This window comes from Marinobacter maritimus (assembly GCF_007671675.1).
GTDB classification, from domain to species: domain Bacteria; phylum Pseudomonadota; class Gammaproteobacteria; order Pseudomonadales; family Oleiphilaceae; genus Marinobacter; species Marinobacter maritimus.
This window is the reverse complement of record NZ_VCGW01000001.1, coordinates 658,970-675,501: the sequence shown is the minus strand read 5'-3', so window position 1 is coordinate 675,501 and position 16,532 is coordinate 658,970. Positions and strand designations below refer to the sequence as shown.

Annotated in this window: 13 protein-coding genes; 4 read left to right on the top strand and 9 right to left on the bottom strand. The window is 54.0% G+C overall.

The genetic code is table 11. From position 1 onward, the window contains the following. The first annotated feature begins 82 nt into the window (after positions 1-82). Positions 83-826 (top strand): nitroreductase family protein, encoded by a 744-nt coding sequence (locus tag FFI90_RS03075; RefSeq protein WP_144776420.1) that lies wholly within the window; start codon positions 83-85, stop codon positions 824-826. A 25-nt stretch (positions 827-851) separates the two neighbouring features. Here FFI90_RS03075 and edd read toward each other — a convergent pair whose 3' ends face one another. Then, positions 852-2,675 (bottom strand): phosphogluconate dehydratase, encoded by a 1,824-nt coding sequence (edd, locus tag FFI90_RS03070; protein ID WP_144776418.1) that lies wholly within the window; start codon positions 2,673-2,675, stop codon positions 852-854. A gap of 170 nt (positions 2,676-2,845) precedes the next feature. On the opposite strand from edd, the gene gap reads away from it, so the two are divergent. Together gap and pyk are read left to right on the top strand one after the other, a co-directional pair. Continuing rightward, entirely contained in the window at positions 2,846-3,850 is a 1,005-nt protein-coding gene (gap, locus tag FFI90_RS03065) for a type I glyceraldehyde-3-phosphate dehydrogenase (RefSeq protein WP_144776416.1), read from the top strand. A gap of 68 nt (positions 3,851-3,918) precedes the next feature. Further along, positions 3,919-5,367, top strand: coding sequence for a pyruvate kinase (pyk, locus tag FFI90_RS03060; RefSeq protein WP_144776414.1), 1,449 nt, complete (start codon positions 3,919-3,921; stop codon positions 5,365-5,367). On the opposite strand, the gene FFI90_RS03055 is transcribed toward pyk, so the two are convergent. Genes FFI90_RS03055 through zwf form a run of 3 tightly spaced genes read right to left on the bottom strand, consistent with a single transcriptional unit; the run spans position 5,360 to position 8,221 of the window. Then, positions 5,360-6,010: a bifunctional 4-hydroxy-2-oxoglutarate aldolase/2-dehydro-3-deoxy-phosphogluconate aldolase gene (locus FFI90_RS03055; RefSeq protein WP_144776412.1), complete on the bottom strand. Its 651-nt coding sequence runs from the start codon at positions 6,008-6,010 to the stop codon at positions 5,360-5,362. The two genes, pyk and FFI90_RS03055, sit on opposite strands and share 8 nt — an antisense overlap. A gap of 29 nt (positions 6,011-6,039) precedes the next feature. Then, entirely contained in the window at positions 6,040-6,759 is a 720-nt protein-coding gene (gene pgl / locus FFI90_RS03050) for a 6-phosphogluconolactonase (RefSeq protein ID WP_144776410.1), read from the bottom strand. Beyond that, positions 6,746-8,221 (bottom strand): glucose-6-phosphate dehydrogenase, encoded by a 1,476-nt coding sequence (zwf, locus tag FFI90_RS03045; RefSeq protein ID WP_144776407.1) that lies wholly within the window; start codon positions 8,219-8,221, stop codon positions 6,746-6,748. Before zwf ends, pgl begins: the two co-directional genes overlap by 14 nt. A 213-nt stretch (positions 8,222-8,434) precedes the next feature. Here zwf and hexR point away from each other — a divergent pair, with 213 nt between their 5' ends. Next, positions 8,435-9,313, top strand: a complete 879-nt coding sequence (hexR, locus tag FFI90_RS03040; RefSeq protein ID WP_144776405.1) for a transcriptional regulator HexR — start codon at positions 8,435-8,437, stop codon at positions 9,311-9,313. A gap of 71 nt (positions 9,314-9,384) precedes the next feature. On the opposite strand, the gene FFI90_RS03035 is transcribed toward hexR, so the two are convergent. The 5 genes from FFI90_RS03035 to clpP form a co-directional block, all read right to left on the bottom strand. Next, positions 9,385-11,241, bottom strand: coding sequence for a SurA N-terminal domain-containing protein (locus FFI90_RS03035; protein ID WP_144776403.1), 1,857 nt, complete (start codon positions 11,239-11,241; stop codon positions 9,385-9,387). A gap of 163 nt (positions 11,242-11,404) precedes the next feature. After that, positions 11,405-11,677 (bottom strand): HU family DNA-binding protein, encoded by a 273-nt coding sequence (locus FFI90_RS03030; protein WP_044386154.1) that lies wholly within the window; start codon positions 11,675-11,677, stop codon positions 11,405-11,407. 238 nt (positions 11,678-11,915) lie between these two features. Beyond that, the gene (gene lon, locus FFI90_RS03025) at positions 11,916-14,333 is read right to left on the bottom strand and encodes an endopeptidase La (RefSeq protein WP_144776401.1); all 2,418 of its coding nucleotides are present in this window, start codon (positions 14,331-14,333) and stop codon (positions 11,916-11,918) included. 169 nt (positions 14,334-14,502) lie between these two features. Then, entirely contained in the window at positions 14,503-15,786 is a 1,284-nt protein-coding gene (gene clpX / locus FFI90_RS03020; protein WP_144776399.1) for an ATP-dependent Clp protease ATP-binding subunit ClpX, read from the bottom strand. Positions 15,787-15,864: 78 nt separating this feature from the next. Next, entirely contained in the window at positions 15,865-16,500 is a 636-nt protein-coding gene (gene clpP, locus FFI90_RS03015; protein ID WP_144776397.1) for an ATP-dependent Clp endopeptidase proteolytic subunit ClpP, read from the bottom strand. Positions 16,501-16,532 lie beyond the last annotated feature (32 nt).

Below are 16,532 nucleotides of genomic sequence, written 5' to 3'. Positions count from 1 at the left end.
TTTACCGTAACCATATAGCTCAAAAAACCATGCGGCAAGCCGTCATCGTACTTTCATACTGCGGCCTATTCAGGGATTAATCATGAACGCAAAAACAGGCCCTCTTCCTCTTCCGAAGATTGATGTTGAAGAATTCCGCAAGGTTGTTCGCAGCCGTCGTTCTGTAAGGCGATTCACGGACGAACCCATTCCCGATGCGGTGCTTGAAGATTGCCTGGAACTGGCCACGCTGGCACCAAATTCCAGCAACTTGCAGCCGTGGGAGTTTTTTGTGGTCAGAACACCGGAACTTCGAAGCAAACTTGCCGAGGCATGCCTGGGCCAGAACGCCGCCACCACTGCACCGGTATTGATCGCGATTGTTGCGCGCCCGGACACCTGGCGGGAGCATGCACGCTTGGCGCTGGAAGACTGGCCAGAGGAGGAAAAGCTGCCTTCAATTGTTGAGAAGTACTACAAAAAGATCGCACCCGTTCATTATAACCAAGGCCCGTTGGGCCTTCTGGGCGTGGCCAAGAAAACGGCCGGGCTAGTGGTAGGTTTGTCTCGCCCTGTGCCGCGTGGGCCCTATTCGGTGAATGAAATGAAGGTGAGGGCGACCAAATCCACGGCATTGGCGGCTGAAAACCTGATGCTCGCGCTACGCGCCCATGGATACGACTCTTGCCCGATGGAAGGGTTTGACGAGTGCCGGGTAAGAAAGCTCCTCAAGCTTCCGCGCAAAGGGCTGGTGACTATGGTGCTGGCCGCCGGGCGACGTGCTGAAAACGGTGTGTACAACCGCCAGTATCGGTTCGACCAGCAAAATCTGATCCATTACCTGTGATAAAGCTGGGGACGATCAGCCGCCCTTATCCGGGCGGTTGATCGCCAAAGACACTGGCGCCCTCCTCGGGCGTGCTGACAACTCGTCGCATCCAGCCAAACAGCTCTCTGCCATAGCCCTTGTGATACGCGGACAGATCCGGCTTCGCCGGCTCTCGCGCCGTAAACTCAGCCTCATCCAAAATGATCGATAACACCCCCTTATCCGCATCCAGGCATATCAAGTCGCCGTTTTGTACTCGCGCAAGTGCGCCGCCTTCAAACGCCTCCGGATAAACGTGAATCGCCGCCGGAACCTTGCCAGACGCGCCCGACATTCTGCCATCGGTCACCAGGCCGACCTTGAACCCTCGATCCTGAAGCACACCCAGATAGGGCGTCAGCTTGTGAAGCTCAGGCATGCCGTTCGACCTGGGCCCCTGAAAACGAACCACCACGATGCAATCCATATTCAGTTCACCAGCATCGAAAGCCGTTTTCAGTTCATTCTGATCGTTGAAGACCACCGCAGGCGCTTCAATTCTGTGATGCTCACGGGCAACTGCAGATACCTTGATAACGCCTCTGCCCAGGTTGCCATCCAGAACCTTGAGCCCGCCATCAGGCGCGAAGGCCTCCGCCGCGTTACTCAATACGTCTGGATACAGGCTTTTCTCTCGCGCGGGTTGCCATACCAGCTTTTCCCCCTCCAATTCGGGCATGAGGGTATAACGCTCAAGGCCATGCCCGACAACGGTCTCCACATCGTTATGCAGGTAGCCTCCCTCAAGCAGTTCACGAATGAGGAACGGCGTGCCACCGGCGTCGTGGAAAGCATTTACATCTTCCTCGCCATTGGGGTAAATGCGAGTCATGGACGGCACAACGGTTGAAAGCTCCGCGTAATCATTCCAATCGATGATAATGCCCGCGGCCCGGGCGATGGCAACCCAGTGCAACGTGTGATTGGTGGAGCCTCCGGTTACCAGAAGCGCCACTAATGCGTTAACAATGCTTTTTTCGTCAACCATGTCACCCAGACCAAGCTCGCCATTGTGAGGCCTGGATATCCGGATAACCTGTTCCGTTGCCGTGCGAGTCAACTGATCACGCAAGGGGGTGTTGGGATGCACAAAGGCGGCGCCAGGCAAATGCAGCCCCATGACTTCCACCAACAGCTGATTGCTGTTGGCCGTCCCGTAAAACGTGCAGGTTCCCGGGCTGTGATAGGACTTGCTCTCAGCTTCCAGGAGTTCGTCTTTGCCAATTTTCCCCTCTGCATACAGCTGGCGTATACGCTGCTTTTCCTTGTTCGGCAGACCCGATGGCATAGGGCCCGCAGGTATCAGAATGGTTGGCAGGTACCCGAAGCTGAGCGCGCCGATCAGCAGTCCCGGAACAATCTTGTCGCAGATGCCCAACAACAGCGTGGCATCAAACATGTTGTGACTCAGAGCTATCGCAGTACTCATAGCGATGGTATCCCGCGAAAACAGGCTGAGCTCCATACCCGGCTGGCCTTGAGTTACGCCGTCACACATGGCGGGAGTGCCACCGGCAAACTGCGCCACCGAGCCCATGCCATGAGCGGCCTCGCGGATGATATCCGGAAAGGTAGCATAGGGCTGATGTGCTGAGAGCATGTCGTTGTAAGCCGACACCATGGCCACATTGGCTTTGTTCATCAGCTTCAGGGTGTTTTTGTCGCTCTGGTTGCAGGCGGCAAAGCCATGGGCAAGATTACCGCAGGAGAGCGAACTTCTGTGCGGCGAGCGGGCTGAGAGCTCATTCATGCGGCCGAGATAATCCTGCCGGGTCGCACGACTGCGTTCGGTAATTCGCTGGGTAACTGTGTGGATAGTCGGATGCATAATGGGGCTCCAGTACCGGTCAAGTATTCAATAGCACGCAATAATCCGTAATTTTACCTTCTTTTTTCGATTTAGCTCGCTAAATCATACAAATACGAACGCTATTTTGTTATATTTACTACATCGCAGAGCAAATTCGAACAAAAAACACCCAGATCAGGAATCAGAATATGACAATTCGTATCGCGATCAATGGTTTTGGGCGGATTGGCCGCAACACACTCCGCGCGCTTTATGAAAACAACTATCGTGAGCAACTTCGTGTGGTCGCCATTAACGACCTGGGCGACGCTGAAACTAATGCCCACCTCCTCAAGTATGACAGCGTCCACGGGTGTTTTAATGCAGACGTCAGCCACGGCCCCGAATCTCTCAGCGTAAACGGCGACCGGATTGCCATCACGGCTATTCGCAACCCGGAAGATTTGCCCTGGAAGGATCTGAACATCGACGTTGTCTTTGAGTGCACCGGGTTATTTACCGAGCGAACCAAAGCAGAAGCTCACCTTACGGCCGGAGCCCGAAAAGTCATTATCTCGGCGCCAAGCCCGGATGCTGATATCATGGTAGTTTACGGCGTTAACCATAGCGCTCTTACGGCGAAGCACAATATTATTTCCAATGCGTCCTGCACGACCAACTGCCTTGCACCAGTTGCTGAAGCGCTGCATAGAGCCATCGGTATAGAAAGCGGGCTGATGACAACCATACATTCTTACACCAACGATCAGAATTTAAGTGACGTATACCACTCCGACCTGTACCGAGCCCGCTCCGCAACCCAATCAATGATCCCGACCAAAACCGGTGCCGCCGCAGCCATTGGCAAGATTATCCCAGAGCTTGACGGAAAGCTCGACGGGCTGGCGGTTCGCGTACCGACCATTAACGTATCGCTGGTCGATTTCAGCTTTATTGCCACTCGGGAAACATCCGTGGAAGAAGTCAATGCAGCAGTAAAAGCTGCTGCAGAATCAAATCCTGTACTTGGCTACAACCGGGAAAAACTGGTCAGCGTAGACTTCAATCACAATGCGCTCTCCAGCGTTTTTGACGCTAATCACACTCGTGTGTTGGGCCGTCATGTAAAGGTAATGTCCTGGTACGATAATGAGTGGGGATTCTCAAACCGGATGCTGGACAATGCACTCGCGCTGATGAAAGCCAGTCGATAAATCCGGCTAACCCGAAATTGATCGCAAACTTGCACAATGCAAATCCGACTAACCAAAGGACACGAAATATGCTCAGGCGTACCAAGATTGTCGCCACCCTAGGCCCCGCAACAGACTCACCCGAATCCCTGGCGGCCATTATAGCCGCAGGCGTTGACGTTACCCGGCTTAACTTTTCCCACGGCAGCGCCGCTGAACATATTGAACGTGCGCAACAGGTGCGCAAAACGGCTGCTGCACAAGGCCGCTTTGTTGCCCTGCTTGCCGACCTCCAGGGCCCCAAACTTCGGATTGCACGCTTTGCCGAGAACAAGGTCATTCTGACCGCAGGTCAAACCTTCGTTCTGGATGCATCAATGGACAAGGAAGCGGGCACGCAGGAGCGTGTGGGCATCGACTATGAGCAACTGATTGATGATGTGCAGCCGGACGACATCCTGGTGCTGGACGATGGCCGCATCGAAATGAAAGTGCAGTCTGTTGACGACCACAGCATCACATCGTCGGTTCTGATTGGTGGGCCGCTGTCGAATAACAAAGGCCTGAACAAACGTGGTGGCGGCCTGTCTGCCGACGCGCTGACCGAAAAAGACAAGCAGGATATCGTGACGGCCGCTCGCCTCGGCGCCGATTTCGTTGCTGTGTCTTTCGTTCGCACCGCCGAGGATATGCACACCGCTCGCCGCTTGCTCAAGGAAGCCGGCTCTGATGCCGGCCTGGTTGCGAAAATCGAGCGTGCTGAGCTGGCGCATAATATGGAAGCACTCGACGCGGTAATTGAGGCCTCTGATGCGGTGATGGTGGCTCGCGGTGATCTTGCCGTTGAGATTGGCGATGCAGAGCTTGTGGGTGTGCAAAAGCACATCATTTCACGCGCCAGGGTGCTTGATCGCGCTGTGATTACGGCTACCCAGATGATGGAGTCGATGATTACCAGCCCCATGCCCACACGCGCTGAAGTATCTGATGTCGCAAACGCCGTCATGGACTACACAGATGCCGTTATGCTGTCAGCAGAAACGGCAGTAGGCGACTACCCGGTAGAAGCTGTAGAGGCTATGGTGCGTATCTGCATAGGTGCGGAGAAGCATCCAACAATGCACCAGTCTCAGCACCGGATTCACGAAAGCATGGAGCAAGTCGATGAGGCTGTTGCGCTCTCTGCGATGTATGCAGCTAACCACCTGAAAGGCGTGTCGGCTATTATCTGCATGACTGAGACGGGAGCGACGCCGAGGCTTATGTCCCGCATCAAGTCCAGCCTGCCGATCTTCGCTTTTTCCCGACATCATTCCACACAACATCGGGTTGTGATGTATCGCGGTGTGCAGACGGTTCCGTTTGATTCCGCAAAGATTCCGAATGAACGAACCAATGCGCTGGCTATTTCGGAGCTTGTTAACCGGAAGGTGGTGGCCCAAGGCGATCTGGTGGTCATAACCAAGGGGGATTACATCAACGCCCAGGGCGGCACCAATACCATGAAGATCGTGCGGGTTGGCTCTGAAATCAGCTAACGTCAGCGAGGCTTCCGCGAGCAATTTCGGTGATCTTCGCCCAGTCTTTATTCGCAACAACCTCTGCTGGCGTCAGCCAGCTACCCCCTACCGTTTGCACGTTGCCCGAGGCCAGGTAATCCCTGGCCATATCCCGGCGTATGCCTCCGGTCGGGCAGAAGACGGCATCGGGAAAAGGGCCTCTCAAGGCTTTCAGCGCCGGGATTCCACCCGCCACTTCTGCAGGGAAAAACTTGAACTCTCGATAGCCCAGGCCATAACCAAGCATCAGCTCGGAAGCGGTTGAAACACCGGGTAAAAGCGGCGCCTCAGAGGTTAAAGCGAACTCCAGAAGAGCCTCAGTGACGCCGGGTGTGACGATGAACTGGGCACCTGCGTCTTCTGCCTGACGGTACTGGGCAAGGCAAGTCACCGTTCCCGCGCCGACCCAGGCTTGCGGGAGGGCTTCGCGTACGTTTTTGATCGCTTTTAACCCATGTTCCGTGCGCAGGGTTATTTCCATCACACAAATTCCGCCATCGAAGAGTGCTTGGCAAAGAGGTATCGCATCGGCCAAGCGGTTTATGGTGATAACGGGCATCAGCAAGGACGAGCCCAGAACCGACCTGATGCGCTCGCGATGAAAACCGGATACTTGGCTCATGATGTTCTCCACACGGGGTTTAAAGAGGCTCAGGGGCTCCAGAAAACCTGCAAGCCAGGTTTCATGAATCCGCGCACAGGCATAGCGAGCAGATCTTCCGGCTGGCTTATCGCCAGTTTTAATGTTTCCAGCTTATCATCGCCCCTGAGGTGCAATGCGGTAAAGCGGGCATTGTCCATCAAGGCGTATGTCAGCGTTATGCGCTGCTGTTCCAGCGATGGCGATGACATAGCAGCAACAAGGTGCTGACATTGTGTATCCATAGCACAAACAAGTTCCGGTGCGTCCGGGAACAGAGACGCGGTGTGGCCATCGTTACCCATGCCCAGAATCAGCACGTCCAGCGGGAGTGTTAGCGCTTCAAGCTCGGCTTTGACCGCATCCAGCCCCTCCTCGGGCGTATTGCCATTCTGTTTGAGGGCGAAATATCGGGCGGCTGCAGCATTATTCCGGAGCAAGTTCTCTTTCACGAGCCTGGTGTTACTGGCCAAATCGGCTTCATCCACCCAGCGTTCATCTGCCAGTAAGATATCCACCCTGCCCCAGTCCAGCTGCTTCAGAGACAAAGCCTGAAAAAATGGCACGGGCGTAAAGCCACCTGAAACGGCAAGACTTACACGCTCAGCTTTCAGAAGCCTGCCTTCGAGGAATTTCGCAACCGTGTCGGCAAGATCCAGCGCAACCTGCTGAGCAGAGTCACCAAAGTGTGCCACCACGCCAGGCGGCAGAACTATGTCAGGCGTCCTCATACCAGCTCCTGCCATCACGGGTGATCATGGCAATGGACGCCACGGGGCCCCAGGTGCCGGCAGCATATCGCTTGGGCGGATCGCCACCGTCGTTCCAGTTACGGATAACCTGATCAACCCAGCGCCAGGCATGCTCTACCTCGTCGCGGCGCACAAACAGGTACTGGTTACCTTTCATGACCTCCCAAAGGAGCCGCTCATAAGCATCGGGAATACGCTCAGATTCAAAGGTCTCGGAGAACGTCAATTCAAGCGGCCCCTGTCGCAGCCGCATGCCTTTGTGCAGACCCTGGTCTTTGGTCAGGATCTTGAGTGACATGCCTTCATCCGGCTGCAACCGGATGATCAACTTGTTATTGGCCAGATGCCTCTGGTCAGGATCAAAAATGTAGTGAGGAGCTGGTTTGAAGTGGATGATAATCTGGGACAACTTTTCCGGAAGGCGTTTACCCGTGCGAATATAAAACGGCACACCCGACCAGCGCCAGTTGTCGATTTCCACTTTCAGTGCCACGAAGGTTTCTGTTTCACTTCTTTTGTTAGCGCTCTCTTCTTCCAGGTATCCGGGTACCGGCTTCCCGGTACTGGTTCCTGCAGTGTACTGGCCACGAACGACATAGCTTTCCATCATGTCCGGCGTGATTGCCCGCAGGGCTTTCAGCACTTTGACCTTTTCATCGCGGATACTGTCGGCTGACAGGTCTGAGGGCGGGTCCATGGCAATCAGACACAACAGCTGCAACATGTGATTCTGAATCATGTCCCGGATCTGGCCAGCCTTGTCAAAGTAACCCCAACGGCCTTCAATGCCCACACTCTCGGCCACGGTTATTTCCACATGGGAAATATGATTCTGATCCCATTGGGATGCAAAAAGATTGTTGGCAAAGCGCAGTGCGATGAGATTCTGGACGGTCTCCTTACCCAGATAGTGATCGATCCGGAAAAGCTGGCTTTCCCTGTAAACTTCACCCAGTTCGTCATTGATTACTTGCGAAGACTCAAGGTCATGGCCAATAGGCTTTTCGACTACGACCCGCGTCTTTTCCGTACAACAACTGGCGGACCGAAGGTTACGCGCAATAACACCATACATCGCGGGCGGGCTAGCCATGTAAACGATCAGCTCGCTGCTTTTTTCATCGCGCCAGGTGTTGAGTATCCCGTAGCCTTCCTCGTCGTGAAAATCCAGAACCTGATATTCAACCCTTTGCAAAAAGGCTTCGGCCAAGGAGCGGTCAAACTCTTCAGGCTTCACATACTGCTCCAGCTTTTCAAGTAGCTGCTTGCGAACAGTCGCAGTAACCGTATCCCGGCGGGCAAGTGCCAGTATCCTGCTGCCATCGGCAAGCAGCCCTGCTCTCTCCAGGTGGTAAAATGCGGGGAACAGCTTGCGCTGAGCGAGATCGCCGAGCGCCCCGAACAGCATAATGTCGCAACGATTGGTGATCCTGTTGATCATCGGGCATGCCTCTCCGGTGAACCAGGCCCAAAAAACGAACCTGCTCTCACGCTTGAATGTAGTAATTTTATCCAAATAATGACAGTGCTCCCGGATGATTCCAAGGGTACTATCGGGAAATTGATACGTTTACTACCCAAAACCCTTTAAAATCCCGGTACAATCAGGCTGTTTTGAATAACCATCCTACCAGGGATACAGGGAGTAGCTTTGATGGCTGTAAGCCAGACACATCGTGACGAAAACCTATTGGCAGACATCCAGTCCCGGCTGGATACTCTGAACAAATCGGAACGCAAGGTAGCTGAGGCCATCCTTCGGGATCCCAGCGCAGCCACCCGTTACAGCATTGCTGCCTTGGCCCGGGCCTCAAACGTCAGCGAGCCGACGGTTAACCGGTTTTGCCGGGGCTTTTCGGCAACAGGTTTTCCGGATTTCAAGATCCGTCTCGCACAGAGCATCGCCACTGGCACACCCTATATCGGCCAGGACATAGAGCCTGACGATACGGTTGCAGAGTTCGCCGACAAAATCATGCTGAGCACCATTGCCAACCTCGACAAGGCCCGCCAGGCACTGGACCCTCGATCACTGGCAACTGCCATTGATTATCTGATCCAGGCTCGACAAATCAACTTCTTTGGCATGGGAGGCTCAGCTTCTGTCGCGCTCGATGCGCAACACAAGTTCTTCCGCTTTAATATTCCCGTCATGTCTTATGACGACGCTCTTATGCAGCGAATGGTAGCGGCAGGCGCCAGTGTCGGCGATGTCATTGTGCTCATATCCTATACCGGGCGCACCAGAGAAACCGTTGACATTGCCCGGATTGCCCGGGACAACGGCGCGACCGTTATTGGCATCACAACCCCGGGTTCTCCCCTGGCAGACGTATGTACGACCACTCTTGAGGTTACCGCTCCTGAAGACATAGAAGTCTATATGCCCATGTCGTCAAGAATCATCCACCTCACCGTTATCGACATTCTGGCCACCGGCGTTACGCTCAAGCGCGGCAAGGATTTTCTGGGGCACCTCAAAAAAATCAAAGACAGCCTGAGGCCTACGCGCTTTCCTTCCAGTCCTGAGTGAGTTGATCTCGATTTCAGGCATAAAAAAACCCGGACAACGCGTCGTCCGGGTTTTTTAATTACTTCGCTACCTTATGGCCGCGAGACCTCGGCACTGTTTCTCAGGAACTGCTGATACGCTGCGTATTCACGCTGCCCCTCAAGGGAAGCCAGAAACTCACGCAACTGATCCAGGTCTGCACTGTTTTCTTCTGCGCCACCCTCATTAACAGTGTCCAATGCGATCACCGCAACACCGTTTCGTGTCATCGCTGTACCGTAACTTGCGCCGCCCTCTTCCGCGGGCCTTGCCAGAGAGAAAACAGCCTGCATAACCTGTGGATCCACGCCGGAAGCATTCCGGGCCTGATCATCAAACTGTTCCCAGTCACCCACATTCAGAGCTTCCAGAGACTCACCCTCGCCAAGGCTGGCAACGATGGCTTCAGCACGCTCACTGAGCATTTCCCGTGTTTTGAGAGCCTCCAGATTGCCAAGAATGCTGTCTTTCACATCTTCAAGAGCACGCTGCTGGGCCTCACGATACTCACGGACACGGGCGACTACGGAAACATTATCGCCAACATCGATCAGTTCGGTGTTATACCCACCCTCGAGAACATCCTCCGAGAAAAGCTGACGAACCAGCCCTGCGTGATCAAACGGTGCCCGCCCACCCTCTCTGGTAACACCGCTGGCCTCGCGAATTTCCAGACCAAGTTCCTTGGCAGGCCCGGCCAGATCATCTGCTGCGTATGCTGAATCCGCAAGCTCTGAGCGCACCTCTGCATACTTTTCCTGGACTCGCTCGCGGGCAAGCTCCGTACGCAGTTGTTGCTCAATATCTGCCAGTGCAGGCACATCCGAACGGCGAACGTCATCAAGGCGAATCAGGTGCACGCCAAAACTGGTCGATACCGCGTCGGAAACCTCGCCTTCTTGCAATTCAAACAACGCCTTTTCAAAGGCTTCGTCATAAACGCCGCGACCAGCAAAGCCCAGATCACCGCCCTCTTTGGCGGATACCGTATCAACAGAGAACTCTTGCGCCAGCTCCTCAAAGCTCTCACCGGCCTCCAGGCGCTCCTGAATGGCCGTGATGGTCTGCTCTGCATCGGCCCCATCCTCAATCAGAATATGGGACGCACGGCGCTCCTCACGGGCCAGATCGCCAGCACGCTGCTCATAATAGGCCTCAAGCTCTTCCTGACTGATTTCGATATTCTCTGCCAGAGCGCCAAGCGATAAGGTTATATAGGATGCATCAACCTGTTCCGGCTGCTTGAACGCGCTTTTGTTTTCCTGATAGAAGGCTTCAATATCCGCATCTGTAATCTCGATCTTGTCAGAGACCGCGTCTGCGGAAATCTGAACAACCCGGAAGCTACGCGTCTGATTCTGGATTCGCAAAAGCTGGGAGGCATTCGCGTCAGCAACCAGGCCACTCTGCATGATGCCACCACGGATCTGATTAACCACATACTGCTTGCGCATGGCTTCGCGGAACTCGCCGACGCCCATGCCCAGGTTGCGAACAGATGCTACGAAGCGATCCCGGCTAAATTGTCCATCAACCTGAAACTGCGGCATTTGGGTAATCAGGGCATCTATATCCGCGTCACTGAGCGCAAGGCCCTGAGCACTGGCATCCTGAATAAGGACCTGTTCCTGAATCAGGGAATCAAGTACGTCTTTGCGGATTTGATCCTCATTCAGCATGGCCGGGTCGGGGCGCTCCATACTGGAAAGGCGGCGCTGGCTTTCCATCTGGACAACGCGCAGGAAATCCCGCTCGGTAATGTCTTCACCGTTCACTGTTGCCACTTCCGGCTCACCAGAGAAGCCGCCAACAATGGCATCCATTCCCCAGATTGAGAGGGACACGACCAACAGACCGATAATGATCTTGGCAATCGTTCCTTGGGAATTTTCCCGTATATCTTGAAGCATGTTTCTCCCGAACCCCTGTTCAAGGTCGTGCAGTTTTTTCATTTGGCGGCGGTATCAAACCCTGCTGCCGGTGCACTTAACGTAAAAAGGCGCACCCTGTCGGAATGCGCCTTGAATTCTTCTTGGCGGCTCCCTTTGACAGAAGCCGCCGGAGAAAGAACCGTTACTTAACGGCGTCTTTCAGAGCCTTACCTGCTTTGAACCCGGGCACTTTAGAGGCCGCAATCTTGATCTCGGCACCTGTCTGCGGGTTACGACCAGTGCGCGCTGCACGATCTTTCACAGAGAAAGTACCAAAGCCGATCAGAGTAACCTGATCGCCTTTTTTGAGGGCACCGGTAATAGAGTTGGTCATTGCGTCCAGAGCGCGCCCAGCGGCTGCTTTGGAAATATCTGCTGATTCTGCAATTGCATCGATTAGTTCGGACTTGTTCACACTAAACCCCTTCGCTATCAGGTTGAAGATGTTCTAGGTCGGATTGTTTTTTCTCGGACGTTCTCGACTATCGCATAAGCGGTCGGAGAATTCCATTCTTCGGTTTTCTTATTCCTTTCGGTATTCAACCGGTGTTCGGAATAGGCACATACTGCGCGGGAGCCCTTGGTATTGGCTGCTTCACGGCGAAACAGTTATACCAATGGGTTCTCCGGCATGTCAACAACTCATCCAGGGTTTAATGTGTTTTTATGCGTTCTGCACCATCGTTTTCTTCGTCACGCGACTTACCTGAACTCGCCTCGGACGACTTGTTAACCGCGTGCGGCTCGGGTGCATAGGCCAGTGCAATATCCAGAACTTCATCAATCCATTTGACCGGAAGAATCTCCAGTGACTCCTTGATATTATCAGGTATCTCCTTGAGATCTCTCACATTTTCATCAGGTATGAGAATGGTCTTGATACCACCACGATGAGCCGCAAGGAGCTTTTCCTTGAGCCCGCCAATGGGTAGAACCCGACCTCTGAGAGTAATTTCACCGGTCATCGCAACGTCTGCCCGAACCGGAATTTTGGTCAATGCAGAAACCAGAGCTGTGCACATACCAATACCGGCGCTGGGACCATCTTTGGGCGTTGCTCCTTCGGGTACGTGAACATGCAAATCGTGCTTTTCATGAAAATCGTCTGCAATACCCAGACCCTCAGCACGGCTTCTGACAACCGTAAGCGCCGTCTGGATAGACTCCTGCATTACGTCGCCGAGAGACCCGGTTTTAACAACCCTGCCCTTACCAGGCGTAAGAGCGCACTCGATCGTGAGCAATTCACCGCCCACCTGAGTCCATGCAAGGCCCGTTACCTGGCCTATCTGATTGGTCTCCTCTGCCAGCCCGTAGTTGAATTTACGCACGCCAGAGTAGTGCTCAAGCATATCGGGCTCGATAACGATGACGGCTTTGTCATTGGCTTCTACATGCTCGCGCACAACCTTTCGGCAGATCTTTGCGATTTCCCGCTCAAGACCACGAACGCCAGCCTCGCGAGTGTAGTAACGGACGATGTCGCGCAGAGTGTCTTCGGGTAGCGTCAACTCATCCTTACGCAATCCGTTCGCCTTGATCTGCTTCGGCAACAGGTAACGCAACGCGATGTTCACCTTCTCGTCTTCGGTGTACCCCGGAATCCGGATAACCTCCATGCGATCCAGCAGCGCAGACGGGATGTCCATGGAATTGGACGTACACACGAACATGACATCGGAAAGATCGTAGTCCACTTCCAGATAGTGATCGTTGAACGTGTGGTTCTGCTCAGGGTCAAGAACTTCCAATAGCGCAGATGCAGGGTCACCACGGTGATCCATGCCCATCTTGTCGATTTCATCGAACAGGAACAGCGGGTTTTTAACACCCACTTTGGCAAGTTTTTGAAGCAGCTTGCCGGGTAGCGCACCAATATAGGTTTTACGGTGGCCGCGAATTTCAGCCTCATCGCGAACACCACCCAGAGCCATCCGCGTATACTTGCGGTTGGTGGCCCGAGCGATAGATTGTCCAAGCGATGTCTTACCCACACCAGGAGGACCCACCAGACAAAGAACAGGACCTTTAACCTTTTTCACTCGGCTCTGCACCGCAAGGTATTCAAGAATGCGCTTCTTGACCTCGTCAAGCCCGTAATGGTCCTGGTCAAGAATCTCCCGGGCTTTCTCAATGTCGTGGCGAACGCGACTGCGTTTTTTCCAGGGCACGGCAAGCATCCAGTCGATATAACCACGAACAACCGTGGCTTCAGCGGACATGGGCGACATCATCTTGAGCTTGTTCAGCTCTGATTCCGTTTTTTTCCGAGCCTCTTCCGGCAAGCCGGCTTCCTCGAGCTTCTGCTCCAGCTCTTCAAAATCGTTATTACCTTCGCCCAGGTTACCCATTTCTTTCTGGATAGCCTTCATCTGCTCATTCAGGTAATACTCGCGCTGACTGCGCTCCATCTGCTTCTTTACGCGGCCGCGAATGCGCTTCTCAACCTCGATCAGGTCGATCTCCCCATCCAGCTTGCCCAGCAGAAGCTCCACACGGCGATTAACATCAAGCGCTTCCAGCAGCTCCTGCTTTTCCGGAATGCTCATTTCAAGATGGGCCGCCATGGTGTCGGCAAGGCGGTCCAGCTCTTCGATGCCGGCCAAAGCATTGGAAACTTCCGAGGGAACTTTTCTGGAGAGCTTCACAAACTTTTCAAACTCGTCCATCAGGGTTTTCAGGAGCACCTCTTCCTCGCGATCAGGCAACCCTTCGTCGTCCATGAGCGCAGCACCACCGGACAGGTAATCGGCTTCAGTAATATTACTGATCGCAGCCCGGGCATTACCCTCAACCAGCACTTTAACCGTGCCGTCAGGGAGCCGCAGCATTTGCAGGACAGTTGCAAGCGTGCCCACCTCAAATACATCATTGGGGCCGGGCTCATCAGTGGAGGCGTCCCGTTGGGCCACTAGCAGGATTTCCTTGCTTCCTTCCATCGCGGCTTCCAGAGCCTGAATGGATTTTTCGCGGCCCACAAACAGGGGGACCACCATGTGCGGAAACACCACCACATCACGGAGCGGAAGCAGCGGGTATTCTTGCACGATATCTTCGGGTATCCGGGTCATAAGGAATCCTCTGACGGTGTTTCATTCAGCATAACACCCTTCATTGGGGCGGCCGTTGAAATTGCAATCTCTTTACCAAACAACACAGCACGGGACGCTGCTGATACAAACCAACAAAAAAGGGGCGTTCCCGCCCCTTTTTATTTATCGTCCAGCAGTGAAAGACTAATCAATCATCTGGAACAGCTTTGGCGTGATCCGTGTTTGCGTATATTTTGAACGGTTCCGAGTCGCCCAGAATAACGCTTTCATCAATCACAACCTTGGAAATATCATGCTCCGACGGAATCTGGTACATGGTATCAAGCAGGGTGGCTTCCATGATCGAACGTAGACCACGAGCACCGGTTTTACGTTCCAGAGCCTTACTGGCAACTGCACGCAACGCCTCGTCCCGGAAATCCAACTCCACGCCTTCCATGTCGAACAACTTCTGATACTGTTTCGTCAGGGAGTTTTTCGGTTCCGTGAGAATCTGCACAAGTGCATCTTCATCAAGCTCGTTGAGTGTTGCAACCACTGGCAGGCGGCCAACAAACTCCGGGATCAGGCCGTACTTGACCAGATCTTCCGTTTCCACGTTCTTGATGACATCTCCGGTATTTTTGGAGTCGTCGCGGGTAGCTACGGCCGCTGAAAAGCCGATGCTGCTCTTTTCGGTGCGATCGCGGATCACCTTGTCCAGGCCCGCAAATGCACCGCCACAGATGAACAGCATGTTGCCGGTATCGACCTGCAGAAACTCCTGCTGCGGGTGCTTGCGTCCGCCTTGGGGGGGCACGGAGGCAACGGTGCCCTCGATCAATTTCAACAGGGCTTGCTGAACACCCTCACCCGACACATCGCGAGTAATCGACGGGTTGTCCGACTTGCGTGAAATCTTGTCGATCTCATCTATGTAGACGATGCCCCGTTGAGCCTTGTCGACATCGTAATCACACTTCTGCAGCAGCTTCTGGATGATATTCTCGACATCCTCACCCACGTAGCCCGCTTCAGTGAGCGTTGTGGCGTCCGCGATGGTAAAGGGAACATTGAGCATCCGCGCCAGAGTCTCTGCAAGCAACGTCTTGCCGCTACCCGTCGGGCCAATCAGCAGAATATTACTTTTGCCAAGCTCGACATCGCCCTTGCCTTCACCGTACCGGAGGCGTTTATAGTGGTTGTAGACCGCGACCGCGAGTACGACCTTGGCGCGATCCTGACCGATGACATACTCATCCAGCGTATTGCGGATTTCAGCCGGCGTCGGAAGGCGATCACTCGGCTCCTCCTGTGCATTTTCCTGAATCTCTTCACGGATAATATCGTTGCACAGGTCGACGCACTCGTCGCAGATGAACACCGAGGGCCCTGCAATGAGCTTACGGACTTCATGCTGGCTCTTTCCGCAAAACGAGCAGTAAAGCAACTTGCCGTTATCGTCGCCTCTGCCGTTTCTTTCATCTGCCATTGAAATACCTCTGATCTCGTTTTGCCGGCGCTTCAGATACCCGTGCGCCGGCCAAGGGTGACGCTATTACCACCAGTATTATTTATTCGGTACGCGCTTATCAAGTATCGAGTCAATCAGCCCGTACTCTTTAGCTTGGTCCGGATCCATAAAATAGTCACGATCTGTATCCTTCGAGATCGTTTCCAGATCCTGGCCGGTGTGATGGGCCAGAATGGAGTTCAGGGTGTGACGGATCTTGAGAATCTCACGTGTGTGGATCTCAATATCCGTTGCTTGCCCCTGATAACCACCCAGAGGCTGGTGAATCATAACGCGCGAGTTAGGCAGGCAGGCCCGCTTGCCAGCAGCACCACCAGCCAAAAGGAAGGCGCCCATACTGGCCGCTTGCCCTACGCACAACGTCGAAACGTCGGGCTTGATGAACTGCATGGTGTCGTAGATGGACATACCCGCAGTCACAGAACCGCCGGGGCTATTAATATACAAGTGAATATCTTTATCCGGATTTTCGGATTCCAGGAACAGAAGCTGCGCCACGATCAGGTTGGCCATGTGATCTTCCACTTGCCCAACCATGAAGATCACCCGCTCCTTAAGCAGACGGGAATAAATGTCGAACGAGCGCTCCCCGCGGGCAGTCTGCTCGATAACCATCGGCACCAGGGCTGACCTGGCATCCATTGCGAGACCATCGATTGGTTTCTGCGTCATGATGCGCCTGAACTCCTTATGGACAAATGGGA